This is a genomic window from Mesorhizobium sp. CA10, assembly GCF_020165285.1.
Lineage (GTDB): Bacteria > Pseudomonadota > Alphaproteobacteria > Rhizobiales > Rhizobiaceae > Mesorhizobium.
Map to the genome: position 1 here is coordinate 92,942 of NZ_JAIUHV010000004.1, position 22,424 is coordinate 115,365.

General features: G+C 64.6%; 20 protein-coding genes. 8 read left to right on the forward strand and 12 right to left on the reverse strand.

What is annotated here, in order from left to right; translation table 11 throughout:
• Positions 1–337: 337 nt before the first annotated feature.
• Together LB535_RS10685 and LB535_RS10690 are read left to right on the forward strand one after the other, a co-directional pair.
• Positions 338–1,516 carry a helix-turn-helix transcriptional regulator gene (locus tag LB535_RS10685; RefSeq protein WP_224632146.1) on the forward strand — a complete coding sequence of 393 codons (1,179 nt, stop codon included), beginning with the start codon at positions 338–340 and terminating at the stop codon, positions 1,514–1,516.
• A 251-nt stretch (positions 1,517–1,767) separates the two neighbouring features.
• Positions 1,768–2,457 carry an outer membrane protein gene (locus LB535_RS10690; protein WP_095768316.1) on the forward strand — a complete coding sequence of 230 codons (690 nt, stop codon included), beginning with the start codon at positions 1,768–1,770 and terminating at the stop codon, positions 2,455–2,457.
• A 162-nt stretch (positions 2,458–2,619) separates the two neighbouring features.
• On the opposite strand, the gene LB535_RS10695 is transcribed toward LB535_RS10690, so the two are convergent.
• Genes LB535_RS10695 through LB535_RS10705 form a run of 3 tightly spaced genes read right to left on the reverse strand, consistent with a single transcriptional unit; the run spans position 2,620 to position 6,361 of the window.
• Positions 2,620–4,914 carry a xanthine dehydrogenase family protein molybdopterin-binding subunit gene (locus LB535_RS10695; protein ID WP_224632147.1) on the reverse strand — a complete coding sequence of 765 codons (2,295 nt, stop codon included), beginning with the start codon at positions 4,912–4,914 and terminating at the stop codon, positions 2,620–2,622.
• The gene (locus LB535_RS10700) at positions 4,911–5,894 is read right to left on the reverse strand and encodes an FAD binding domain-containing protein (RefSeq protein WP_224632148.1); all 984 of its coding nucleotides are present in this window, start codon (positions 5,892–5,894) and stop codon (positions 4,911–4,913) included. The genes LB535_RS10695 and LB535_RS10700 overlap by 4 nt, the downstream gene beginning before the upstream one ends.
• A complete protein-coding gene (locus LB535_RS10705) occupies positions 5,891–6,361 on the reverse strand; it encodes a (2Fe-2S)-binding protein (protein WP_224632364.1) in 471 nt (156 codons plus the stop codon). The genes LB535_RS10700 and LB535_RS10705 overlap by 4 nt, the downstream gene beginning before the upstream one ends.
• Positions 6,362–6,772: 411 nt before the next feature.
• On the opposite strand from LB535_RS10705, the gene LB535_RS10710 reads away from it, so the two are divergent.
• Positions 6,773–7,369 (forward strand): TetR/AcrR family transcriptional regulator, encoded by a 597-nt coding sequence (locus LB535_RS10710; RefSeq protein ID WP_224632365.1) that lies wholly within the window; start codon positions 6,773–6,775, stop codon positions 7,367–7,369.
• 146 nt (positions 7,370–7,515) lie between these two features.
• Complete coding sequence (locus tag LB535_RS10715) at positions 7,516–8,346, forward strand: aldo/keto reductase (protein WP_224632149.1); 831 nt, start codon at positions 7,516–7,518, stop codon at positions 8,344–8,346.
• Positions 8,347–8,433: 87 nt separating this feature from the next.
• Here the strand turns inward: LB535_RS10715 and LB535_RS10720 are convergent, their stop codons facing one another.
• Together LB535_RS10720 and LB535_RS10725 are read right to left on the reverse strand one after the other, a co-directional pair.
• Positions 8,434–10,119, reverse strand: a complete 1,686-nt coding sequence (locus tag LB535_RS10720) for an alpha/beta hydrolase (RefSeq protein ID WP_224632150.1) — start codon at positions 10,117–10,119, stop codon at positions 8,434–8,436.
• Positions 10,120–10,579: 460 nt separating this feature from the next.
• On the reverse strand, positions 10,580–10,879 hold the full coding sequence (locus LB535_RS10725; protein ID WP_095768322.1) for a hypothetical protein: 300 nt from the start codon (positions 10,877–10,879) through the stop codon (positions 10,580–10,582).
• Positions 10,880–11,025: 146 nt separating this feature from the next.
• On the opposite strand from LB535_RS10725, the gene LB535_RS10730 reads away from it, so the two are divergent.
• The gene (locus LB535_RS10730; RefSeq protein WP_224632151.1) at positions 11,026–11,925 is read left to right on the forward strand and encodes a VOC family protein; all 900 of its coding nucleotides are present in this window, start codon (positions 11,026–11,028) and stop codon (positions 11,923–11,925) included.
• A 22-nt stretch (positions 11,926–11,947) separates the two neighbouring features.
• A complete protein-coding gene (locus LB535_RS10735) occupies positions 11,948–12,550 on the forward strand; it encodes a sulfotransferase family protein (protein ID WP_224632152.1) in 603 nt (200 codons plus the stop codon).
• A 172-nt stretch (positions 12,551–12,722) separates the two neighbouring features.
• Here the strand turns inward: LB535_RS10735 and LB535_RS10740 are convergent, their stop codons facing one another.
• Together LB535_RS10740 and LB535_RS10745 are read right to left on the reverse strand one after the other, a co-directional pair.
• Complete coding sequence (locus tag LB535_RS10740) at positions 12,723–13,505, reverse strand: DUF2270 domain-containing protein (RefSeq protein ID WP_411969556.1); 783 nt, start codon at positions 13,503–13,505, stop codon at positions 12,723–12,725.
• A gap of 103 nt (positions 13,506–13,608) precedes the next feature.
• On the reverse strand, positions 13,609–13,827 hold the full coding sequence (locus LB535_RS10745; RefSeq protein WP_224632153.1) for a hypothetical protein: 219 nt from the start codon (positions 13,825–13,827) through the stop codon (positions 13,609–13,611).
• Positions 13,828–14,264: 437 nt separating this feature from the next.
• Here LB535_RS10745 and LB535_RS10750 point away from each other — a divergent pair, with 437 nt between their 5' ends.
• The gene (locus LB535_RS10750; RefSeq protein ID WP_224632367.1) at positions 14,265–16,496 is read left to right on the forward strand and encodes a cation:proton antiporter; all 2,232 of its coding nucleotides are present in this window, start codon (positions 14,265–14,267) and stop codon (positions 16,494–16,496) included.
• Between the two features lie 47 nt (positions 16,497–16,543).
• Here the strand turns inward: LB535_RS10750 and LB535_RS10755 are convergent, their stop codons facing one another.
• The gene (locus LB535_RS10755; RefSeq protein WP_224632154.1) at positions 16,544–17,752 is read right to left on the reverse strand and encodes an MFS transporter; all 1,209 of its coding nucleotides are present in this window, start codon (positions 17,750–17,752) and stop codon (positions 16,544–16,546) included.
• A 259-nt stretch (positions 17,753–18,011) separates the two neighbouring features.
• Between LB535_RS10755 and LB535_RS10760 the strand changes: the two genes are divergently transcribed.
• Positions 18,012–18,431, forward strand: a complete 420-nt coding sequence (locus tag LB535_RS10760; protein ID WP_224632155.1) for a VOC family protein — start codon at positions 18,012–18,014, stop codon at positions 18,429–18,431.
• Between the two features lie 16 nt (positions 18,432–18,447).
• On the opposite strand, the gene LB535_RS10765 is transcribed toward LB535_RS10760, so the two are convergent.
• The 4 genes from LB535_RS10765 to LB535_RS10780 all read right to left on the reverse strand — a co-directional run bounded on the left by LB535_RS10765 (position 18,448) and on the right by LB535_RS10780 (position 22,387).
• Complete coding sequence (locus LB535_RS10765; RefSeq protein ID WP_224632156.1) at positions 18,448–19,971, reverse strand: winged helix-turn-helix domain-containing protein; 1,524 nt, start codon at positions 19,969–19,971, stop codon at positions 18,448–18,450.
• Between the two features lie 63 nt (positions 19,972–20,034).
• Complete coding sequence (locus LB535_RS10770; RefSeq protein ID WP_224632157.1) at positions 20,035–20,268, reverse strand: hypothetical protein; 234 nt, start codon at positions 20,266–20,268, stop codon at positions 20,035–20,037.
• 285 nt (positions 20,269–20,553) lie between these two features.
• A complete protein-coding gene (locus tag LB535_RS10775) occupies positions 20,554–21,447 on the reverse strand; it encodes a carbohydrate ABC transporter permease (protein ID WP_224632158.1) in 894 nt (297 codons plus the stop codon).
• A 1-nt stretch (position 21,448) separates the two neighbouring features.
• Positions 21,449–22,387, reverse strand: a complete 939-nt coding sequence (locus tag LB535_RS10780) for a carbohydrate ABC transporter permease (RefSeq protein WP_224610256.1) — start codon at positions 22,385–22,387, stop codon at positions 21,449–21,451.
• Positions 22,388–22,424 lie beyond the last annotated feature (37 nt).

The window sequence follows — 22,424 nt, forward strand, 5'->3', positions numbered from 1 at the left end:
TACTGCAAGCACGTTCCCCTGCCTGCATCGTAACAGCATCAAGACCTCAACCGGCGAGCCGATGAAAACACCGTCTTTCGTGACAAGGAAGCGCCCGCTAAAACCCGCAGTCTCAAAAAAATCGAACGCGACACTTTCCATTCCAGGAATTACCAGCAACATTGAGCGGTCGGCGTTCAGCTGATTGAGCCCCTTAATCGAGCCCCACCACGCTTGGCGTCACCCGAAAGTATGACGCCAGCAAAATCCTCCAGGCGGGATCGGTGTCCTTGCACCGGGCCGCTGTCAAAGTGCTGGTTTCATTTTTGCCCGCCATCCATCCTGTGAGGGGCGGGGCATGCCTGGATTAGGAGAAACGGTGGAAAGGCTTAGCAGCGAAGTACTTTATTCGATTATCGGGGAAATTTATGATTGCGTTTTGAATCCGGAAGGCTGGACCGGAGTGATGACCCGGGTCACCGAAGCTGTCGACGCTGCCTATACCACTGTCGCGCTGGCCAGCACTGCTGACAATCAGGGCCGTTTCGCGGCTCAATCAGCTTGGGATCCGGTGCAAATGCGCGCGCTCCAGGAGGATTATGACTTTGACGAAATTCCCGGATTGAAGGCCGCGGTCGTTGGCGACATCGACACGCCTGTTGCGACGCTGTCGCATATGAGCGAGGCCGAGCTCCAGCAAACGCCGTTCTTCCAGAATTGGGCCGGACCGCAGGGATTGCGCGAGGCTTGCATCACCAAATTCGTTCACACGCCGGACCGGATTGGTCTCATGGGCTGCACCACGCGTGCCAACAGGGGTATCATAACCGTTGAAGAGCAGCGGTTCCTGGCATTGCTCTCGCCGCATCTGCGTCGCGCTTCCCTGATTGGAGATCTGCTCGATCAGACCCGCATTACCGCCAATTTCTATCGCGAAGCGCTCGACCATCTCGCCGTGCCCATCGTTTTTGCCGGCGCCGACGGAGCAATCCTCCATGCGAATGGGGCTGCCGACCGGATGTTTTCCGGGCAGGGTCCCATTCTTTCCAGGAAGGGCCTGCTCCAACCGCAGAATCCGGTGGTCGCCCGCGCTTTGGCGGAAGCATTAGCCAGCGCTGCCGGCGCAGATGCTTCGCTTGGCTCTCGCGGCATAGGGCTGCCCGTTTCAGCGCCGGGTCAACCGCCCGCCGTAGCCTATGTGTTGCCGCTGACCGAAGGAACTGCGCGCGCGGCTTTCCGGCCCGCCTGCGCTGCCGTCTTCGTATCGACCACAACGTCCTCTTCTCCGCTGCCGGAGGCCGTTCTCACGACGCTGTTCGATCTTACTCCCGCGGAGGCACGGGTCCTCCTGCGGATCGGCAGCGGATTGCCCGCGTCCAGGAGCGCCTCGTTGCTCGGCATCAGTGAAAACACGTTGAAGACCCATCTCAACCGGATATTCGCCAAGACCGGCACGAGGCGCCAAGCAGATCTCGTCAAACTGATTTCGGACATAGGCATGCCTTTCGTAACTGATCAGGCTGCCGCCCGCCGCTGAGCTGACCGCGCCGAATTCCTCGTCGGCGCCGGGCGGAGCCAGGTAGACTCACACCCAATCGCTGCGTCCAGACCGGCAATCGACTGAGGCTGTATGGCCACACCGACCGGGAAAGCGTTGCGGCGCTCTCCAGGACAATTCAGGTGCGGTCCAGCCCAAGACGCCGCTGGCGAACAATGCAAAACCTCGACGACACCCGGATCGCCGCCGAGCATTTCGCGGCTGGGGAAGCAACATTGGGGTAGCAAACAGTGAAAACGGTTCTTCTCGCCACAGCCTTCATTCTGGCGCCTGTCGGCATCGCGTCGGCGGCGGACATCAATGAAACCTTGCCCGTTGCCGCCGACTACGACTGGTCCGGCCTCTATGCTGGCGCTCACTTCGGCTACGTCGCCGGAAAGTCCAATCTCTTCATCGCCGACGCTGGCCCTGGGGGTGCCGACGTTAACGCGCCCCTCGACCCGGATGGGTTCATTGGCGGCATCCATATCGGCTTCGATCAGGAAATGGCGAACCGCTTCGTGCTCGGCGCCGAGGCGGACATTGCTTACAGCAATGTGGATGGGGTGGGGACCTTCACCGGTGCCGGTGCGTTGCTCAAGACCGAACTCAAGTGGTCGGGTTCGGCGCGGCTGCGGGCCGGTTACGCTTTCGATCGGACCTTGCCTTACATCACCGCGGGCGTGGCCGCGGCCAAGTATGAAATGACTGTGATCGCCACCAGCGGTTCAATACCGATCCACGACGAAACCCATCTTGGCTGGACGGTTGGAGCCGGCGTCGAGCACGCTTTCACCGACAGGTGGATCGCGCGCGTCGAATATCGCTACTCCGACTTCGGCAAAAAGGATGTTTCGGTGCCGCTGTTCGGTCCTGGCACGGTTGCGAACATCGATCTCAAGACGCACGATCTGCGGGTCGGCCTCAGCTACAAGTTCTGATCTGGCAGGCCGAGCAAAACCCTGGCCTCGCGCCGAGGTTTTGTTCGTGCCGTAAAGGCATTCACGTCCGCCGGCGCGGGCCGAGACGATGACGACGCGCGCTCGGCCCGTCGGCGCGACACGTGCCGCCGGCTAGGGCGGAGGCCGTCGCTGGCGTCGACCTCAGATCAGCTTCTCCAGCGTGATCGGCAGATCCCGCACCCTTTTCCCTGTCGCGTGGAACACTGCGTTGGCAATCGCCGGCGCGATGCCGACGATTGCCAGTTCGCCCACGCCCTTGCCCCCAAGGGCGGAGGAGTGCGGGTCGGGGATGCCGACCGAGATGGTCTGGATGTCTGGGATATCGGCATTGGTCGGCAGCATGTAGTCGGCGAAATTGCCGTTGACGATGCGGCCGTGGCGACGATCGACAATGCCTTCCTCGAGCAGCGCCTGGCCGATGCCCATGATGATGCCGCCCTTCCACTGGCTCTCCGCCAGCTTCGGGTTGTAGAGCCGGCCCGAATCCAGCGCCGACACCACGCGCGACACGCGCACCGTGCCGAAATCCTCGTCGACGCGCACCTCGACGAAATGCGCGCACCAGGAATGGCGCGAATAGTCGCCCTCGGTGTGCGGGATCGACATGGCTATAGTGGTGTAGTTCTTGTAGCGCTCTTCCGGCGTCGTGCTGGCCGGCAGCGTGTCGCCCTTGGCTTCGATTTGGTTGCGGCCGATCGCCATCATGAAGTCGGCGATCGACAGGTCCGGCCCTTCGCCGCGCGGCGAGGCGATGCGGCCATCCCTCACTTGCAGCGTGTTCGCCTGCAGCTTCTGGAACGGCGAGCGCGGGTCGGAAAGCGCGAGCCCGATCAGCTCGTCCAGCGCCTGGCCTGCCGCCTTGTGGACGGCGCCGGTCATGACGCCGGCAAGTCGCGAGCCGCCGGTGACGCCGGCGCGGGCGAAATGCGAGTCGCCGAGCTTCACCGACACCCGCTCCACCGGCACGCCTAGCGTCTCGGCGGCGGTCTGCGCCAGGATCGTGTAAGTGCCTTGGCCCATGTCGATGGACGAGCTTTCGACTTCGACCGAACCGTCGGAAAGCAGCTTCACCACCGCCTCGCCATGCGCGCGTCGCACCGGATAGGTGCCCGCCGCGACACCCCAGCCGATGAGCTGGCGGCCGTCGCGCATCGAGCGCGGCGCGTTGCTGCGCTTCGCCCAGCCGAACGCTTCCGCGCCGGCGGCAAAGGCCTCGCGCAACTGGCGTGTCGACCACGCCTTCTTCGCATGCGGGTCCTGCTCGGCATAATTGATCAGCCGCATCTCCAGCGGATCGATACCGAGCTCATAGGCAAGCTCGTCGATGGCGCTTTCGATGCCGAAGGCGCTCGGGTTCTCGCCCGGCGCGCGTTTTGCGCCCGGCACCACCGTATTGACCCGCACGACATTCTGCTTCGAGGAGAAGTTGGGCGTGGCATACATGATCGAGGTGACCGACCCGAGCGGCTCAACCCACATGCCGTCGACCGCAGTCTCGTTGACGCCGCGATGCACGATCGACTGGATTTTGCCATCCCTGTCGGCGCCGATCGCAACGGTCTGACGCGTCGCCGCGCGACCGCCATAGGACGTAAAATTCTGCGGGCGGGTGAGCACCAGCTTCACCGGCCGGTCGAGCATCCTGGCGGCAGCCGCAGCCACCGCGCTATGCGCCAGCGCCAGCGCTTTGGAGCCGAAGCCGCCGCCGATATAGGGCGAGACCAGCCGCACATTCTCGAACGGCAGGCCGAACCACTCGGCATAGGTGCGCGCCATGCCGTCGAGCCATTGGCTGGGCTCCCAGATGGTCAGCTCGTCGCCCTCCCAGCGCGCGATCAGCCCATGCGGCTCCATCGCGGCTTGGAATTCGCGCGGCGTGTTGTAGGCCGCGCAGATGCGCACAGGCGCTTCGGCGAAGGCGGCTTCAGCGTCGCCCCATTCCTTGGTCATGGCGTCGATCGGGATGCCGTCGCCCGCCTTGCCGTCGCTCAGGTCGACGATGGCCGGCGTCTCGTCATACCACACCTTGACCAGCGCCGCGGCGGCGACCGCCTGCTCGAATGTCTCGGCCACCACCGCCGCGACATGCTGGCCGGAAAAGGTGACCTCGCGCACGAGCGGCGCGTAGGTCGGCTGCGACGGCGGGTTGCCGAGCCAGTCCGATGCGCCCCTCAATTCCATGATGGTGTCGGGCGTCAGCACGGCGAGCACGCCGGGCGCGGTCTCGGCTGCGCGGGCGTCGATCGCCGTCACCTTGCCGGCGGCAATCGTTGCGCCGACCAGCACCGCATGCGCCAGCCCCTCGAGCTGCTGCTCGAAGGCATATTTCGCTGCGCCCGTGATCTTGGCCGGGCCGTCGACGCGCGACAGCCGCCCGCCGACCGCTTCGAGACGCGCGCTGTCAGACGCGGCGTGTTTCATGTCATGAACGGTCATGCCGTCTCTCCCAATTTGAGGATGGCGCGCGCGATCACGCGCGGCGCCAGCGCAATCTTGTAGTGGTTGGCGCCATGATCGATGGCGTCCTCCATGGCGAGCTCGCTCGCCTTGCGGATCGTGGCTTCGTCGAGCGGCTTGCCTTTCAGCGCCTCTTCGACAGCGCGCGCCCGCCACGGTTTCGTGGCGACGCCGCCGAGCGCGACACGGATGTCGCGGATGATGCGGCCGTCGCCTTCAAGCTCCAGTCCGACCGCCGCGCTTGCCGCCGCGAATTCATAGGACTGGCGGTCGCGCACCTTGATGTAGGTCGAGCGTCTGGCGGGGGCCGAGCCTGGGATCTCTACTGCGGTGATCACTTCGCCGGGGCGGATGTCGTGCTCCTGCTCGGCGGTGGCGCCTGGCGCAAGGAAGAAGTCCTCGACCTTGAGCTTGCGCGCGCCGAGATCGACCTCGGCGTCGAAGGCGACGAGTGCCACGGCGAGATCGCCCGGATAGGTGGCGATGCAGGCCTCGCTGACGCCGAGCACGGCATGGCCGCGCGTCGCGCCGCCGATCGCCGAGCAGCCGCTGCCGGGCGCGCGCTTGTTGCAGGCCGGGAAATTTTGCGGATCGCGGAAATAGGGGCAGCGCGTGCGCTGCATCAGGTTGCCGCCGATGGTCGCCATATTGCGCAACTGCGCCGAGGCCGCCTGCCACAGGGCTTCCGATACGGCCGGGAAGCAACTCTTCACGGAAGTATGGTCGGCGACATGGCTCATCCTGGCCAGCGCGCCGATCACGGCGCGGTCGGCGGTGACATCGATGGCGTTAAGCCCTTCGATGTGGCTGATGTCGATGACGGTCGAGGGTTCGGCGACGCCGCATTTGGCGAGGTCGATGAGCGTGGTGCCGCCTGCAAGCAGCATGGCGCCGGGAAGAGCGGCGGCATTGCGCGCGGCCTCGACGCTGTCGGCGCGTAGATAGGAAAAATCTCTCACGAGCGCAGCTCCTGTTCGGCTTGGCGAATGGCGGCGACGATGTGCGGATAGGCGCCGCAGCGGCACAGATTGCCGGCCATGTATTCACGGATCTCATCGTCGGAACCGGCATGGCCCTCGCGGATGCAGGCCACCGCCGACATGATCTGTCCCGGCGTGCAATAGCCGCACTGGAAGGCGTCCTGCTCGAGGAAGGCGGCCTGCACGGCGTGCAGCGTGCCGTCCTCGCCGGCAAGGCCCTCGATGGTGGTGATCGAGCGCCCTTCGACTTGGGCCGCGAGCGCCAGGCAGGCCAGCACGCGCTCGCCGTCGACGTGCACGGTGCAGGCGCCGCACTGGCCCTGGTCGCAGCCTTTCTTGGTGCCGGTGAGGTGGAGCCGTTCGCGCAGCGCATCGAGGAGGGTGACGCGCGGCTCGACCTCCAACGCGTGGGCCTGGCCATTAATGGTGAGGTGGAGTGAAAGCATGGTGGGACTAGGGGTTGAACCGTTGGCGGCAAGACCGTTCCTGAAATGGCCGTCTTCGGGAGGATCGATGATGGTCTGGCTGGTCATGGGGCGTCGGGCTCCGATTGCTGGACGCTAGCGATGGAAATGGGACTTGGCAGGGGAGGGGCAAGGGCAACATTTGAGGGAGGGCGCGGACGGCGGGGAGATTAATCTCCCCCTTGCGGGGGAGATCAGCAGCCTCATCGCCGCGCTCCACCAACCAGGGTGCGCTTGCCGTCCTTCTCTACGTGACATACCGCTTCCCCTGGTTATATGATAAAAGCACTCCACTAAACCGGAGGCGCCTCCGTTTATTTACGTGGGGTCTGGCCGGTCATGGTTCAACCCCCCATATTGCGTTCGGTGGAGAAAAAAGTGCCTGACCAGGAAATGACCGCTGAAGCGAAGCGCGACGCGCATGCGCCAAAGCCGCTGCGCGCCGATGCGCAACGCAACCGTGACAGGCTGGTCGAGGTGGCGGCGCAGGCTTTCGCCACCGATGGCGTCGACGCCTCGCTGGAGGAGATCGCCAAGCGGGCAGGGGTCGGCATCGGCACGCTCTACCGCCATTTCCCGACTCGCGAGCATCTGGTCGAGGTCGTCTATCGCCGCGAGGTGGAAGGACTTTGCCACGCGGCCGAGGAACTTGCTCGTGAGCATCCTGCCGATGTCGCGCTGGAGCTCTGGATGCAGCGCTTCGTCGACTACATCGCCACCAAGCGCGGCCTCGCCACCAGCCTGCGCCTGTTGCTCACCACCAACTCGACGCTGTTCTCCGACACGTCCGGCCGCGTCTCGGGCGCCATGCGAAGCCTGATCGAGGCCGCCGCCGCCTCGGGAAAAATCCGCGCCGACGTCGATGCTTCCGATGTGATGCATGCGCTGGGCGGCATCTACTCGGCGCCGAACACGCCAGACTGGCGCGAGCGGTCGGGGCGGCTGGTGAAGCTCTTGATGGATGGGCTGCGGTTCGGGGCGAGGGGCTGAGCCTCCGCAGCTGCTAATCTCCTCCTCGTGGGGAGATGTCCGGCAGGACAGAGGGATTGCTGTCTCGCCAACCTCTCCCTGACTGGCATTCCCCGACCCGTGGCCTACATAGTCGGCACCACCCTCCCTTCCAAAAGGAACCTCCCATGCCCGAACAGCTCAAATTGAACGATGGCGCCACCATCCCGCAGATCGGGCTGGGCGTCTGGCAGGTCGATCCGGAGATCACGGCCAAGGTTGTGCGCTGGGGCATCGAGGCCGGCTACCGGCTGATTGACACCGCCGAGGGTTATCGCAACGAGGAAGGCATCGGCGAGGCGATCCGTGCTGCCGGCGTCCCGCGTGCTGAGCTGTTCATTACCTCCAAGCTGCGCAACGGCGCGCATCAGCGTGACGCGGCGCTGCGCGCCTTCGACGACACGATGCAGAAGCTCGGCATTGACCAGATCGACCTGTTCCTCATCCACTGGCCGGTGCCCAGTCAGAACAAATATGTCGAGGCCTGGAAGACGCTGGTCGAGCTGCGGAAGGCCGGCCGTATCAAGTCTGTCGGCGTCTCGAACTTCAACCAGGACCATCTGGAGCGCATCATCGGCGAGACCGGCGTGACGCCGGTCGTCAACCAGATCGAATTGCATCCGCGCTTCCAGCAGCGTGACAAGCGCGATTTTCACGCCAGGCACAACATCCGTATCGAGAGCTGGAGCCCGCTGGGCAGCGGCCGGCTGCTGGCCGATCCGACGCTGGAGAAGATCGCGAAGAAGCATGGCAAGTCGGTGGCGCAGATCATCATCCGCTGGCACTTGCAGGAAGGGCTGGTCGTCATTCCGAAGTCGATCCACCGGGAGCGCATCGCCGGCAATTTCGACATCTTCGGCTTCGAGCTGGACGCGGACGACATGCGGACCGTTCACGGTCTGGATTCGGCCGACGGCCGGACGGGACCCGATCCGGCCACGGCGGCGTTTTTATTCTGAGGGCTGCGCCCCTTTTGGCGCGGCGTCGGAACCGCCAACCTTCCCACGGACGGGAAATGAGCAGTTCTGCCGACGACATGCCCCCGCTCATCCGGTGAGCGCAGAGATGGTCTTTCGGGATGTCGATCCGGTGACGAAGCTTCGTATCTCGTCAACCAGACTGTCGCAATCTTCACCCCAGATCACGTGGTCTCTGCCGGCCAGCTCGACGTATCTGGCGCCTTGGATGTGGGTTGCCAAGTAACGCCCTTCCTCTGGGCGCACCCAGCGATCGCCGGTCCTCTGCACGATCAGCGTCGGCACGCGGATCGCCGGCAGGATGTCGCGAACGTCGACCTCGGTACCCCAGCGCCAGAGCGCGATTGCATCGGCGGGCGAGGCCGAATTCCTGAGATAGGCGGCGAACCATTCGCGTTCGACCATGTCTTCGGTCAGGCTCGGCGCTGCGTTGCTCATGTCGGCTGGCTTGCCCCATTGTCTCTCGACGGCCGCTACGTCGTCGTCCACCTGCGCCACAGTTCTGGCCCACGGATACTCTTTTGACCAAGTGCCCTTGGCGTAGGTTCCGTTAAGCACCAGCGCGGACGTACGCTCGGGATAGGTGGCGGCGAAAAGCATGCACATCGGACCGCCCTCCGAGCTGCCGAACAGCACCGCTCGGGTGGAGCCGACTGCGTCCAGCACCGCACGCACATCCTCCATGCGCTCTTCCAGCGTCGGCAGGCCGACATTGCGGTCGGATAGACCGGTGCCGCGTTTGTCGAATCGGATCAGGCGTGAGAAGGTGCCGAGCCGCTTGAGCACATGCGCGAAGCGCGGCGAGCCCCAGGCAAGGTCGAGATTGGAGACCCAGCCGGGCACGTATATGAGGTCAATCGGCCCTTCGCCGGTCACCTGATAGGCGATGTTGATTCCTGCCGATTTGACGTAGTGGGTGGTCGGTGGCAACGGCTCGCCGCCGGAAAGGCTCCCACCGGCATTTGCCCCTGAACCGGCCGCCGGCTCGGCGGCCGCAACCGGACGTGTCGAGTGAGGCGATGAGCTCATCCGGCGTGTCCGCAGAGCCTCGTACAGTTGGCGCGTTTCCAATTCTGGCTGCAGCCCAAGATCTCTCTCCAGCGCCTCACGGCAGAGCTCATACTGTTTAAGAGCAAGGTTGATGCGGCCCTGCGCGGCATAGGCCCTCATCAATGCCCGGTGGATATCTTCGCGCAGAGGCTCCATTGCGAGCAGTCGCGCAGCCGTCCGCGCACAGGATGAAAGGTCGTTCGACGCGCTGTAATGCGCCACCAGCCTGTCCAGCGCTGCAATCGCGATCGTTCTCAGCCGCTCGCGTTCAATTCGAAGCCAATCTTCGAACGGCTCCTCTTTCACGCCAAGACCGTCGAGCAGGTCGCCGCGGTAGACGGCGAGTGCCTGCTCGAGGCGTTCGGGCGAGAATCCTGTCGCAAGCGTCTCGAACCGGGCGACATCGAAGTCGATCTCGTCGAGATACAGGCCGACACTGGCGCCGTCTGTCAGAAACCGTCCGCTGCCGCACTCGCGCATGGCCTTTCGGATGGCCGAAACGGCTTGCCTGAGGCTCATCCGGGCCTGGGTTTCGCCATTCACGCTCCAGAGCAGGGCGGCCAGCTTCTCGCGCGATTGTGCCTGTCCGGCTTGCAGGGCGAGATAGGCCATCATCGCCCGTGCCTTGCGGCTCAAGGTTGGAGCAGCCGCGCCAGTACCGGCGAGATCAAATCCGCCCAGAAGATAAAGATGAGGCCCCTTCATTGAGTTCGGCCCCGGCCACGATTATGGCAATTCTTTCGCTTCGCCCCTGGTAATTCAACCGCTATCTGTCCCAGGCGGTCTTTTTCACGTTTCGATCACGCTGCCTTCTCCAGCTTTATCACGGTCGCGCCAGAGAGTTGGCCGAACCTGAAACGTGGGAGAACCTCAATGCTGCCATTCAGCCCGACCGACTGGCCCTTCCGGCAAGATGACGGTTTCTACCGGCTCCAAGGCCCACCCGCAATCTTTCGTCACGACATCGCCCAGGCGCGGTACTTGGAGCAGCAGTTAGCTCAACGGTTGCCCGGCGCTCCCAGGATAAGTCTACCAATGCTCGTGAGCAGGCTTCTTGCCGTGGCAGCGTCGGCCCGTGCAGTGCTCTCTCGCCGGCGTGCCGGGCGAGGTGCCGCCTCGCTTCGGCTTTGAAAACCGGCCTTCTGAACGACGGCGGGCTTCACCCCTAAATTCCCTCGCCGTCCACCAACGGCACGTCATCTCCCTCCCACGGGCTGGGCATCGTCCCGCGTCCTGCGGTCGGCAGCGGCATCCAGCATCTGAGTTCCGGTTCTGCATATTCGACGATGCGGCCGGGCGAGGAGTCCGACGCCCGCCAGCCTTCCTCGCCGAACTGGTCGGCGCGCGACCAGTAGGCCATGTCCACCTCGGCCGGTCCCTGCTCGGAGGAACGCACCGTCACCAGGATGCGGCTGCCGTCCCGCGGCGCGCTCGCCATGTTGCGCCACTGTTCGGTCTCGTCCATGCGATCTCCTCCTGCTGAACCAATTCCAGAAAAACCGGCCGTCGCAATAGTCGCCGCCCGCCGGGAAGGGGTCAACCCGAACTTGGAGCGCGACAGGCAATTCATTCACAGCTAATATGTCATTGGCCGCAATCGGACAGACGACGATGGATGATGGATTGCTGTCTCCGGTGACCCGTCTCGGGCCGGTCCATCTCAAGGTGACCGACGTGCCGGCGGCCTTGAATGTCTGGCGCGACGCGCTTGGGTTGGCGCTGCTTGGCGAGGACGCCACCATGGCGGAGCTTGGCGCCGGCGGCCGGACGCTGATCGTGCTCCATGCCGGCGCGGAGGCACCGCTGCCGCAGAAGGCGCGCGATCTCTTCCACGTCGCCATCCATATCACCAGCCGCCGCGATCTCGCGCATACGGCCGCCCGCCTCAAGGCATCTGGCCTACGGTTCAGCGCCCAGGATCACCTGGTTTCGGAATCGCTCTATGTCTCCGACCCCTCCGGTAACGGCATCGAGATATGCTTCGACACGCCGCAGCGTTTGCTGCGCCGCGACGTGTCGCCCAATGGCCGCGTGACGCTGATTGCCACCGACGGCAGCGCGCATTCGGGGCTCGAGCCGCTGGACGTATCGGGCCTGCTGCGCGACCTCGGCAATTCCGGCCATATCGAGCCGAAGATGGCGCAGGATGCCTTTATCGGCCACATCCATTTGCGCGCCCGCGCGCCCGAGATGCTGATGAAATTCTATCTCGGCGTGCTCGGCTTCCGGCCGCATATCCAGTCCCGGACTTTCGGCATGTTCGACTGCGGCACGGCGCGCCGCGCCCATATGGTGGCCTTCAACATCTGGGCGCGCGACGAGCTGCGCGAGCCGCCGCCGGGTGCTGCCGGCCTCGACCATTTCACCATCGAGCTTGGCTCGGCGCAGGAGCTCGCTGCCGTGGAGCGCAGGCTCGAAGCAGCCGACATACCGGTGAAAAGGGACGGTCGCGTGATCTCGACCGCCGATCCGGAAGGCAACCGCCTGCGGCTCGTGGTCCAGGGAGATTGATCGCAACGAAGGAGGAGGGGAAATGTCGCTCAAGGTGATTGGAACCGGCTTCGGCCGGACCGGGACGGATTCGATGCGCGAGGCGCTGACCATGCTGGGTTTCGGCCCTTGCCATCATATGTGGGAGGTGATGGCGCATGAGGAGCAGAAGCTGCTCTGGCGGGCGCTGGCCAGGGGCGCCGCGCCCGACTGGGACAAGCTCTTTGCCGGTTATAAATCCTGCGTCGACTGGCCCTCGGCGCATTACTGGCGCGAGCTGATCGAAATCTATCCCCAGGCGCGCGTCATCCTCACCTGGCGCTCGCCCGAAAGCTGGTGGGAGAGTTTCGAAAAAACCATCCTGCCGGCGATCGTCGGCAGCACAGACCAGGAGTCGCTCGGCATCTCGCTCGTTTCGAAACAGGTTTTTGACGGTCGCCCGCAGGATCGCGCCCACGCGATCGCGATCTATCGGGACAATGTCGAGGCGGTGCTGAATACCGTGCCGGCCGAACGTCTGCTGGTCCACAAGCTCGGCGACGGCTGGGCCCCGCTTTGCGCCCATCTAGGCGTTCCCGTGCCGGAAGAGCCTTATCCCGCCCGCAATTCGACCCGGGAGTTTCGGACGGCGCTGTCGCTGCAGTGAAGGGAATAGGGGAATAGGGGAGTAGGGGAGTAGGGAGTAGGGAGTAGGGAGTAGGGAGTAGGGAGTAGGGAGTAGGGAGTAGGGGAGTAGGTCAAGAGTCTCAGGCCACGTAGACGCCGCGAACTCCCATCGCTAACTTACTCACTACTCACTACTGCCCCACTGCCTTCCCTCACACATGCACGTCGCCGAAGGACAGCTCGCCGTCATCGGCGCGGACCAGGAACGCCGCGGCGAGCAGCGCGAGGTAGCAGCCGGCCACGCCGCACACGACGACGACGCCGGGAATCGGGCCAAGCGTCGCCACCCGGAACGTGTCGACGAGCGAGGCGCCGAAGCCGATGGGAGAGCCTTCGCGCGACAGGCTCGGCGTGGTGATCTTCAGGATCCAGGCAAGCAGCAGGATCGTGTACATGAAGATGTAGTTGCGGCGCAGCCGGCGGATCAGCGCCGCGCGCTGCGTGATCAGGAAACGCGGCGAGCGCAGGCCTTCGCCGAGGATCGCGAGCCAGTTGGAAGCATAGTCCGGCTGCGGCGAAAAGATCTGCGCGAAGTAGTAGCGCTCGAATTGCCGCACACGGGCGCGGTAGACGTCGAAGAAGCGGTAGCGCCTCGCCTCGATCCACAACAGCAGCGTGATCAGGAGCATGGCGAACAAAAGGACGCCATGATGCGCGCTGGGCGTCGACAGCGATACCGACAGCATCGCCGCCACCACCGTGATCGCCCAGTTGCTGGTGCGGTCGAGTCGGTCGCGCCAGCCGGCCATGCGCGCGATCTCGGCGCGATGGAAATGGGACAGCGTCGTGGTGAATTCAGGAGAGCTGAGCTTCAGCGCCAGCGTGTCGGAAGCGCGCGGCGGCGCGGCGTTCTCAGTGGATCTTGCCGGCGCAGCCGCCTCTGTCGACCTTGCCACAGCTACATCCGTGGATTTTGCGGCATTCGTCTGGGACATTCTGCCGGGCGCCTCCCGCCGCCATGGCCGGTCCTCGCCTTGACATCGACCGGCCACACCCCTGTCGCTTCAACGTGCGGCCGGCCAGAATGTTCCCGCCTTTTCAGGCAGATAAGTCAGGTTGCAAGCGGGGGACACCATCGTTCGCGCGCCGTGGAAAGAGCAGCACATCGGCCATCGGCCTGGCATGCTGGGCTGCCGCCACTGCCTCGATCACAAGGTCGAGCGCCGCAAGCGCCGCGCGGCTCGTTTCATCGTCGCCGCGCAGGTAATGGCAAGCCCGGTCGAGGTGCAGGTGGGCGGCGGCAAAGTCGCTTTTCATTAGCTTCTCCTTATTGCCCGCCACGGCGCGAACATCGCCGAGTCGCTTTACCGGGAAGCAAAAATCCGCGGTGGCATTTGATTAGAATTGTAGGAAACGGCGCCGGAACTGCGGATCTTCCCCCCGTGGGTCCCTGTGGGGGAGATGCCCGGCAGGGCAGAGGGGGCGCCGTAGAGTACCAACTTCTGCCTGTCTCTCTTGCTGCATGTCCCATGCCGGACCTGCAGATGTTAACGCTTCTGGCTGTGAAGCCGCGTTCCTTCGCACCCCCTCTGTCCTGCCGGACATCTCCCCACGAGGGGAAGATTGGCAGCTCCGAGGCCGTGCAACCGAACCACCGGCCAAACCGTTATGACGCGAAATCGAGGGGAGACAGCTTGTCCAAAATACTCAATCGGCGCCGGTCGGTCGTGTTAGCCGCCGCTGCGCTTCTGCTGATGCCCGTCGTCGCCTTCGCCGCCGAGAAGACCGGCATGTCCTCGGAAGGCATTTTCGTCGCCGAACTCATCCTGCTCCTTGTCGTCGGTCGCGGCATCGGCGAGGTCCTGGAAATACTGGGCCAGCCGGCGGTGATGGGACAGCTGATCGGCGGCATCCTGCTTGGGCCTTCGCTGCTTGGCTGGGTCTGGCCGGCGGCCGAGCGGCTGGTCTTTGCCGGTGACGCCTCGCAAAAGTCGATGATCAACGCCATCGCCCAGCTGGGCGTGTTGATGCTGCTCCTGCTCACCGGCATGGAAACGGATCTGCGGCTCGTGCGCCGCGTCGGCCGCGCCTGTTTTTCCATTTCGGCCGCCGGCGTGGCGGTGCCCTTCGCGCTCGGCTTCGTCGCCGCCCAGTTCATGCCGGCCACGCTGCTTGCCGCAGGCAGCGAACGCATCGTTGCCGGGCTGTTCCTGGGCACCGCGCTCTCCATCTCCTCGGTCAAGATCGTCGCCATGGTGGTGCGCGATATGAACTTCATGCGCCGCGACCTCGGCCAGATCATCGTCTCGTCGGCCATCATCGAGGACACGATCGGCTGGGTGATCATCGCCATCACCATCGGCATCGCCACCCAGGGGCGGATCCAGATCGGCAACCTGGCCTTCACGGTTGCCGGCGTCGCCCTCTTCATGGCGTTTTCCTTCACGCTCGGGCGCCGCATCGTCTTCGACGCCATCCGCTGGACCAACGACACTTTCCGCTCCGAATACGCGGTCGTCACCGTCATCCTCGCCATCATGGGCGCCATGGCCTTGATCACCGATCTGATCGGCGTGCACACCGTGCTCGGCGCCTTCGTCGCAGGCATCTTGGTCGGCGAGTCGCCAATCCTGTCGCGCCACATCGAAGGGCAGCTGCGTGGCATCATCACCGCCCTTTTCATGCCGGTGTTTTTCGGCGTCGCCGGACTATCCGCAGACCTCACTGTGCTTCTCGATCCTCAGCTTGCGCTGCTGACGGTGGCGCTGGTCATCATCGCCAGCATCGGCAAGTTCGGCGGCGCCTTCATCGGCGCCGAGGTCGCCGGCATGAGCCGCGCCGAGGGCGTAGCGGTGGGCTGCGGCATGAACGCGCGCGGTTCCACGGAGGTCATCGTCGCCTCGATCGGCCTGTCGATGGGCGTGCTGTCGCACAACCTCTTCACCATGATCGTCACCATGGCGGTCATCACCACCTTGGCCATGCCGCCGACATTGCGCTGGGCGCTGCGCCGCCTGCCGATGGGCGAGGGCGAGCAGAAAAGACTGGAGCGCGAGGAGATCGACCAGCGCGGATTCGTCGCCAATCTGGAGCGGCTGCTGGTTGTGGTCGACGAGGGTGTCGTCGGACGCTTCGCCGCCTATCTCGCCGGCGTCATCGGCGCCGGCAAGCCGACGACGGTGCTGCATTCGAGCGGCGAGACCGATGCCGAGCCGACCGAAGGGTTGCATCTGGAGGAAATCGAGAAAGGCGCCGAAGACAGCCGTGAGGCGGCGAAGCAAGGTGACGAGACGCCGGTGCGCGAAGCCCCGGTCACCCGCCGCCAGCATGAGGAGCTCTCGGCCGAGGCTGTCACCAAGGAGGCGCGCAAGGGCTACGGCATGCTGCTCGTCGGCCTCGGCCGCGCGGTTACTTCCAAGGGGGCCTTCTCGCATCGGCTGAACGAGGTCGCCGGCGCCTTCGACGGGCCGCTCTGCCTGGTGTTGAAGCCGGCCACCGCCGGCCGCCAGATGCCTCGGCTCGGCCCGCGATCGGGCAAGATACTGGTGCCGGTCAACGGCACGGCGGTTGCCCGCCGCGGCGCCGAACTGGCTTTGGCCGTCGCCGCCGTCACCGGCGCGCCCGTCAAGACGCTCTATGTCGCACGGGCCGGCCGCGACGAGCTGCGCGACACCGTCTCGCACCGCCGCAGGGAAGCCGTGCTGAAGGACATCGTCGCGCTTGCCGACCGCTACGGCGTCGAGATCGAGACGGCGATCCGCAGCAGAGCCGCCGCCGCCGACGCCATCGCCCGCCAGGCCGGCCGCAACGTGGCGTTGATCGTCATGGGCGTGGCGCGGCGCCAGGGCGAGGAGCTGATCTTCGGCGAGACGACGACCGCCGTCCTGCGGCGCAGCCCATGCCCAGTGGTGCTGATCTCCGACGAGCGGGTGAAGCGCGACGAGAGCGACCGCGAGGCGGTACGCACGGGCACGGGGACCGGGTGAGAGGACTGGCTAATCTCCCCCACAAGGCGGGAGACCATCAGCAGTTCTCAAGCCATCTGCAGTTTCTGCCGGCTCGGCTGCGGCGGGAAGGCGATCGCGATACCGGCGGCGCCCAGCCCAATCAGCGCCGAGCCGATGAACAGCCAGCGATAGCTGGCAGTGGCGTCGTAGATCATGCCGCCGGCGAGCGGCCCGAGCGACATGCCGAGGCTGGAGAGCATCGTGGCCGCGCCGAGGACGGTGCCGATGATGCGCAGGCCGAAATATTCGCGCGCCAGCACCGCGTAAAGCGGCATCACGCCGCCATAGGTGGCGCCGAAGATGACGGCCAGAAGGTAGAACTGCTCGAGCTGGCCGACGGCGAGATAAGCGGCGATCACCAGGCCCTGGATAGCAAGCCCGGTGACCAGCACAGGCTTGACGCCCAGCCGGTCGCCGAGCACGCCGTAGAGCACGCGCCCGCCAAGGCCGGCCAGCCCCTCGACGCTGTAGATCGACACGGCCGCCATCGGCGCCACACCGCAGGACATGGCATAGCTCACCATGTGGAAGATCGGGCCCGAATGCGCCGCGCAGCAGGCGAAGAAGGTGAGGCCGAGCACGATGAATTGCGGCGAGCGCAGCGCCTGGCCGACGCTCATTCCTGGATCGTCGGTGACGGGCGCCGGCGTGCCGTCGCCGGCTGCGACCGCCGCCGGTGGCTGGCGCACCAGCAAGACGGCGGGCAGCAGCAGCACCCAGGCCATCACGCCGATATCGAACATGGCGGTGCGCCAGTCATAGGCCGTGATCAGCCAGCGGGCGAAGGGCGAGATGGTCATCGGCGCCACGCCCATGCCGGCCGAGACCAGCGAGACGGCGAGGCTGCGATTGGTGTCGAACCAGGCGGTGGTGAGCGCGATCATCGGCGCGAAGAAGGCGCTGGCCGCCAGCCCGACGATGACACCGTAGCTGAGCTGGAAGACGATAAGCGAGGTGGCCCGGCTCGCCACCACCAACGACAGGCCAAGCAGCACGGCACCGGCAAGCACCACGGGCCTGGCGCCGACCCGGTCGTAGATCGCGCCCCAGGCGAAGCCGCCGAGACCCATCACCAGGAAATTCAAGGTCATGGCGCTGGAAATGCCGGTGCGGGACCAGTTCGTGTCGAGCGACATCGGCTCCAGAAAGATCGCCAGCGAAAACATGGCGCCGAGCGCCACGCAGGTCATCAGCGCGCCGGCCGCGACGATGACCCAACGATAGGAATGGTTCATGGTTTTCTCCATGCCGTAAGGCATCCTGTTTGATGCGGCACGGTTTTTCCAGTCCACCGGGCCGCTTGCGTCCGAAGGACGCCGGAGCGGGAGCCGATCCTACAATCTGGTTGCATTTTTTATCCGGATTTTTTTGAGGGCCGATTTCGTTGTCCCAGGCGCTGTCCCGCGAGTGGCTGAAGTGTCAGCAGCCGGCAGTACCCGTCATTGACCGCACACCCGTCCCATCTAGATTTACCCTCTCAACCAGGAGCATCCCATGGAACTCTATCGCGGCCGGCTCATCGATCACCTTCACCTGGTGGTGCGCGACATCGAGGCCAGCCGGCGTTTCTACAGCAGCCTATTCGAAGTGCTGGGCATCCCGATCGGCGGTGGCGCTGAGGACCATTTCTGGGCCGACGAGCTGTTCGTCTCGACCCCCGACAGCCGTTCCGCCCAAGGCGTGCTCACCGGCCGTCACCATCTCGCCTTCCAGGCGAAGGACCGCGCCAAGGTCGATGCCTTCTACCAGGCCGGGCTCGCCGCCGGCGGCAAGGACAATGGCGCGCCGGGCGAGCGCCCCTACCATCCCGGATACTATGCCTGCTTCCTGCTCGATCCGGACGGCAACAACATCGAGGCGGTGTTTCATGGGCCGGCGAAGCGGAACGCGGATGCGGTGGTGGTGAGTTTCTAAGGATGGACGGTTGCTTTCAACTGGCAGCGTCCCAGCCGGCGCGCTGCAGCCCCATGCTCATCCGCTCGCGGTCCTCGGCGCGTTCGATGCGCAACTCGGCGAGAATGTTCGCCACGGTGAGGCCTGACTCAAGTGCTCGGCCTTGCCTAGCGCAGGCTCCGGCTTTCTCCATATCGCCATGGAGCGCGTGACACGCGGCCAGCCATGCCCATTGCCAGGCATTCTTGCGCGGCAGGCTTGATAGGGACGCAATCGCGTCCTGGTAGCGCCCAACCACGAACAGGGCTGCAGCCCGGTCGGCATAATACCAGACTGGATGCATCGGATTGAGCTGGACGGCCTGGTCGAGCAAGGCGAGGCCGGCTTCGCCGCCACCGCGCAGCGCTCGGAAATAGCCGATCTGGGCCAGCGTGTCGGCGTCGTAGGGGTTCAAATCGAGCGCGCGGGCGAAATGCTTTTCGGCGGCGTCGAATTCATCGAGCCCCCGATAAAGGAGGGTCTGCGCCAGGATCCGATGGCACCTTGCCTCGTCGGGACTGAGCGCGATGGCGTGCAGCGCGCGGTCTCGCGCCTCGTCGAGCACGTTACGCGGCGCGTCGGCATAACCGCCGATGATCACCTCGGCCAGCGCCAGATAAGCGTGCGCCAGGCCAGAACCAGGATCGAGCTCGATGGCTTTCAGGAAATGCGCACGCGCCTCTTGGTTGACCCGTTCGCCATAGCTGCGCAGAAGTTCCTTCCCGCGCAGGAAATGCAGATAGGCAGCGACGTTGGCGGCGGGCGCGGGCAGCCCGCGCCGCATTACCGCGCTTTCGATATTGGTAACCAGGGCCGTTACGACCCGTTGCGCGACCATCGTCTGGAAGGCAAAGATCTCGCCTCTGGCAAAAGTGAAGTTCTGGGCCCAGACGCGCCGGCCGGACGCCGTCTCGGTGAGCACGACGCGCGCGTTGTAATCGCCATCGGCGGCCTCGACACTGCCCTCGGCGACATAGTCGGCCCCCAGGCGCTCGGCGGTCGCCCTGATGTCTTCACTTGAATGCTGGGCCAGCGCGAAGGCCGAATGACGCGCCAGCACGGCGACGGTCTTGAAATAAGAAAGCGCGTTGGTGATTTCCTCTACCGCGCCGTCGAACAACGCCTTGGTTTCGCTGTCGGCCGAGTCGACTTGGAACGGGAGGATGGCTACCATCGGCTCCGCCCTGGCAGCTGCCGCTTCGGCAGCGGGAGGCGACGCTGCCTGGCTGTCGGGAGGCTGGAACAGATAGCCGCGGCGCGGCACGGTGCGGATCAGCGCCTGCGCCTCGTCGCCGATCGATTTGCGCGCATCACGGATCGATTGGGTGAGCGAGTCCTCGGTGACGATGACGCCCGGCCAGACTGCCTGCAACAGCTCGTCCTTGCTCAGCACCCGTCCGGGATTGCGCGTCAGGAAGGCGAGCAACTCAAGAGTTTTTGGCCGGACGGGCACAATCTCGCCGTCGCGCCGGAGCGTACCCCGGTCAAGATCCAGAACCGCGCCGCCGATCCGTAGCGCCAACCCGCCGCCTCATCGCCGCGCCTCATTGCGCGCCGTTCATGGGAACGGCAAATGCGGCTGAGGTCAAGCCGGAAACAGGTGCAAGCGTGAGACAATGCCGCGAAGGCGCAGCCGCGGCCGGGGGCGTCCGAAGGTCGGATCAACCGATGTCTCGCTGGATGCCGCCTTTTCGAGATAGTTCAGCATCTCGTTGCTTTCGCCGAAGCACGGGCCGGCGAAACCGGTCGAGAGGAAACGAAGCAATTCCTCTCGCGCCAACTGGGCGGGAGGGAACGGCGCGTCAGCGTTGATGTTCATGACCAACCTCCAGTGCTCGTCGCAGTGATCGAAGCGCAAGCATTGCCGCGGCGAGCTTATTTGTCCTGAACGGCTGCTGATATTTTGCTGAATTCGATCGCCGCGGCCGCTTTACGATGGCGGACAAAGTCGGTTGTGACGCATCGAAACACCCGATACTTTCGGCGTGCCGATGGTCTGGCGTCGGGCGATGCCATCGATGGCCTATCTGGCGGGCGGCTTAACGCGGAACTCTCGTCGTGTCCGCACCATCCGCGACGCGGCGACGCAGGCGTTGGTGCGCCTCTATTCCTTCACCGCGCCCGTCATCGATGAAACATAGTGCTCGACGAAGAAGGAATAGAGCACCACCACCGGCAGCGAGCCGATCAGCGCGCCGGCCATGAGCGCGCCCCATTCATAGACGTCGGAGCGAACGAGTTCGGTGAGCACGCCGACCGGCACCGTCTTCTTCTCCGAAGACTGGATGAAGGTCAGCGCATAGATGAACTCATTCCAGGACAAGGTGAAAGCGAAGATGCCGGCCGAGATCAGGCCGGGCACCGACAGCGGCAGCACGATCTTGGTGAGGATCTGCCAGCGGCTTGCGCCGTCGATGAGCGCGCATTCCTCCAGCTCGAAGGGAATCGAGCGGAAGTAGCCCATCAGAAGCCAGGTGCAGAACGGGATGAGGAAGGTCGGATAGGTGAGGATCAGCGCGAACGGCGTGTCGTAAAGACCGAGATTGAACACCATCACCGACAGCGGAATGAACAAGATAGAGGGCGGCACGAGATAGGCGAGGAAGACGGCGAGGCCAACCTGCCGTGCCCCCGAAAACCTCAGCCGCTCGATGGCGTAGGCGGCAAGAACGGCAGCCGCCAGCGACAGGAAAGTCGCGGCGGTCGAGATGATGATCGTGTTGAGCAACCAACCTGGATAGGAGGTCTCAAAGAGCAGGTAGCGGATGTGCTCCAGCGTCGGATGCACGACCCAGAACGGATTGTAGTTCACATAGTCGGTCATCTCGATATTGGGCTTAACCGCCGTGATCGTCATCCAGTAGAACGGAAACAGGAGGACGATCAGAAACACCAGCAGCGGCAGATAGACCGTCACCACCCGTCGCGGAAGGCTTTGCAGGTAGCCCATGCCGCCTTCGTCGGTTTCCAGGCGCTCGACTTCCTTGATCGCGACCATGTCAGTCTCCGCCGCCTTGCTGCCATCTGCGCCGTTGCAGTCCGAAATAGCTGAACAGGATCGCGGCCAGCAGGAAGGGAATCATGGCAACCGCGATTGCCGCGCCTTCGCCCAGTTGGCCGCCCGCAATACCGCGCTGGAAGGACAATGTCGCCATCAGATGCGTGGCGTTCACCGGCCCGCCACGGGTCAGCACGTAGATCAGCTGGAAATCGGTGAAGGTGAACAGAACCGAAAACGTCATCGTGATGGCTATGATCGGCGTCAGCAACGGCAGGGTCACGTAGCGGAACAGCTGCCACCGGCTGGCGCCGTCGAGCGTAGCGGCCTCGTAGAGCGATTGCGGAATGGTCTGCAGTCCGGCAAGCAGCGTGATGGCGACGAAGGGAATGCCGCGCCACACATTGGCCGCGATGACCGAGGCGCGCGCATTGGTCGGGTCACCGAGAAAATTGATGCGGTGGTCGATCAGGCCCATCTGCTGCAACGCCCAGGACAGGATCGAAAACTGCGAGTCGTAGATCCACCAGAAGGCAATGGCCGAGAGCACCGTCGGCACCACCCAGGGCAGCAGCACGACGGCGCGGAAGAATGACTTAAAGGGCAGCTTCTCGTTGAGGATGAGAGCCAGCCAGAGGCCGAGCACGAATTTTAGGATCGAAGCGCTGACCGTGTAGAGCAGCGTGTTGAATACCGAGAGCCAGAAGACGCTGTCGCTCCACAGATATTCGTAGTTCTCGACGCCGATGAAGATGCCCGGCCGGCCGATGCGCGTGTCGGTGAAGCCGAGCCAGACACCGAGCCCGAGCGGATAGGTGAGAAAGACCAGGAGCAGCGCCGCCGCCGGCAGCATGAAGCCGAAGCCGAGAACGTTCCTGCTCTCGGCGAGCCTCGAACGGATCGACGGGCGCGTCTGAACGGCAACGGACGGCACGGCCATGGCGCGGGCTCCTTCTTATGCGGGTGGAACTGTGGCT

Coding starts and splice junctions, on each gene's coding strand:
- LB535_RS10685 (WP_224632146.1), top strand. CDS start 338: ATGCCTGGATTAGGAGAAACGGTGGAAAGGCTTAGCAGCGAAGTACTT.
- LB535_RS10695 (WP_224632147.1), bottom strand. CDS start 4,914: ATGACCGTTCATGACATGAAACACGCCGCGTCTGACAGCGCGCGTCTC.
- LB535_RS10705 (WP_224632364.1), bottom strand. CDS start 6,361: ATGCTTTCACTCCACCTCACCATTAATGGCCAGGCCCACGCGTTGGAG.
- LB535_RS10710 (WP_224632365.1), top strand. CDS start 6,773: ATGACCGCTGAAGCGAAGCGCGACGCGCATGCGCCAAAGCCGCTGCGC.
- LB535_RS10715 (WP_224632149.1), top strand. CDS start 7,516: ATGCCCGAACAGCTCAAATTGAACGATGGCGCCACCATCCCGCAGATC.
- LB535_RS10720 (WP_224632150.1), bottom strand. CDS start 10,119: ATGAAGGGGCCTCATCTTTATCTTCTGGGCGGATTTGATCTCGCCGGT.
- LB535_RS10725 (WP_095768322.1), bottom strand. CDS start 10,879: ATGGACGAGACCGAACAGTGGCGCAACATGGCGAGCGCGCCGCGGGAC.
- LB535_RS10730 (WP_224632151.1), top strand. CDS start 11,026: ATGGATGATGGATTGCTGTCTCCGGTGACCCGTCTCGGGCCGGTCCAT.
- LB535_RS10735 (WP_224632152.1), top strand. CDS start 11,948: ATGTCGCTCAAGGTGATTGGAACCGGCTTCGGCCGGACCGGGACGGAT.
- LB535_RS10740 (WP_411969556.1), bottom strand. CDS start 13,505: ATGTCCCAGACGAATGCCGCAAAATCCACGGATGTAGCTGTGGCAAGG.
- LB535_RS10745 (WP_224632153.1), bottom strand. CDS start 13,827: ATGAAAAGCGACTTTGCCGCCGCCCACCTGCACCTCGACCGGGCTTGC.
- LB535_RS10750 (WP_224632367.1), top strand. CDS start 14,265: ATGCCCGTCGTCGCCTTCGCCGCCGAGAAGACCGGCATGTCCTCGGAA.
- LB535_RS10755 (WP_224632154.1), bottom strand. CDS start 17,752: ATGAACCATTCCTATCGTTGGGTCATCGTCGCGGCCGGCGCGCTGATG.
- LB535_RS10760 (WP_224632155.1), top strand. CDS start 18,012: ATGGAACTCTATCGCGGCCGGCTCATCGATCACCTTCACCTGGTGGTG.
- LB535_RS10770 (WP_224632157.1), bottom strand. CDS start 20,268: ATGAACATCAACGCTGACGCGCCGTTCCCTCCCGCCCAGTTGGCGCGA.
- LB535_RS10775 (WP_224632158.1), bottom strand. CDS start 21,447: ATGGTCGCGATCAAGGAAGTCGAGCGCCTGGAAACCGACGAAGGCGGC.
- LB535_RS10780 (WP_224610256.1), bottom strand. CDS start 22,387: ATGGCCGTGCCGTCCGTTGCCGTTCAGACGCGCCCGTCGATCCGTTCG.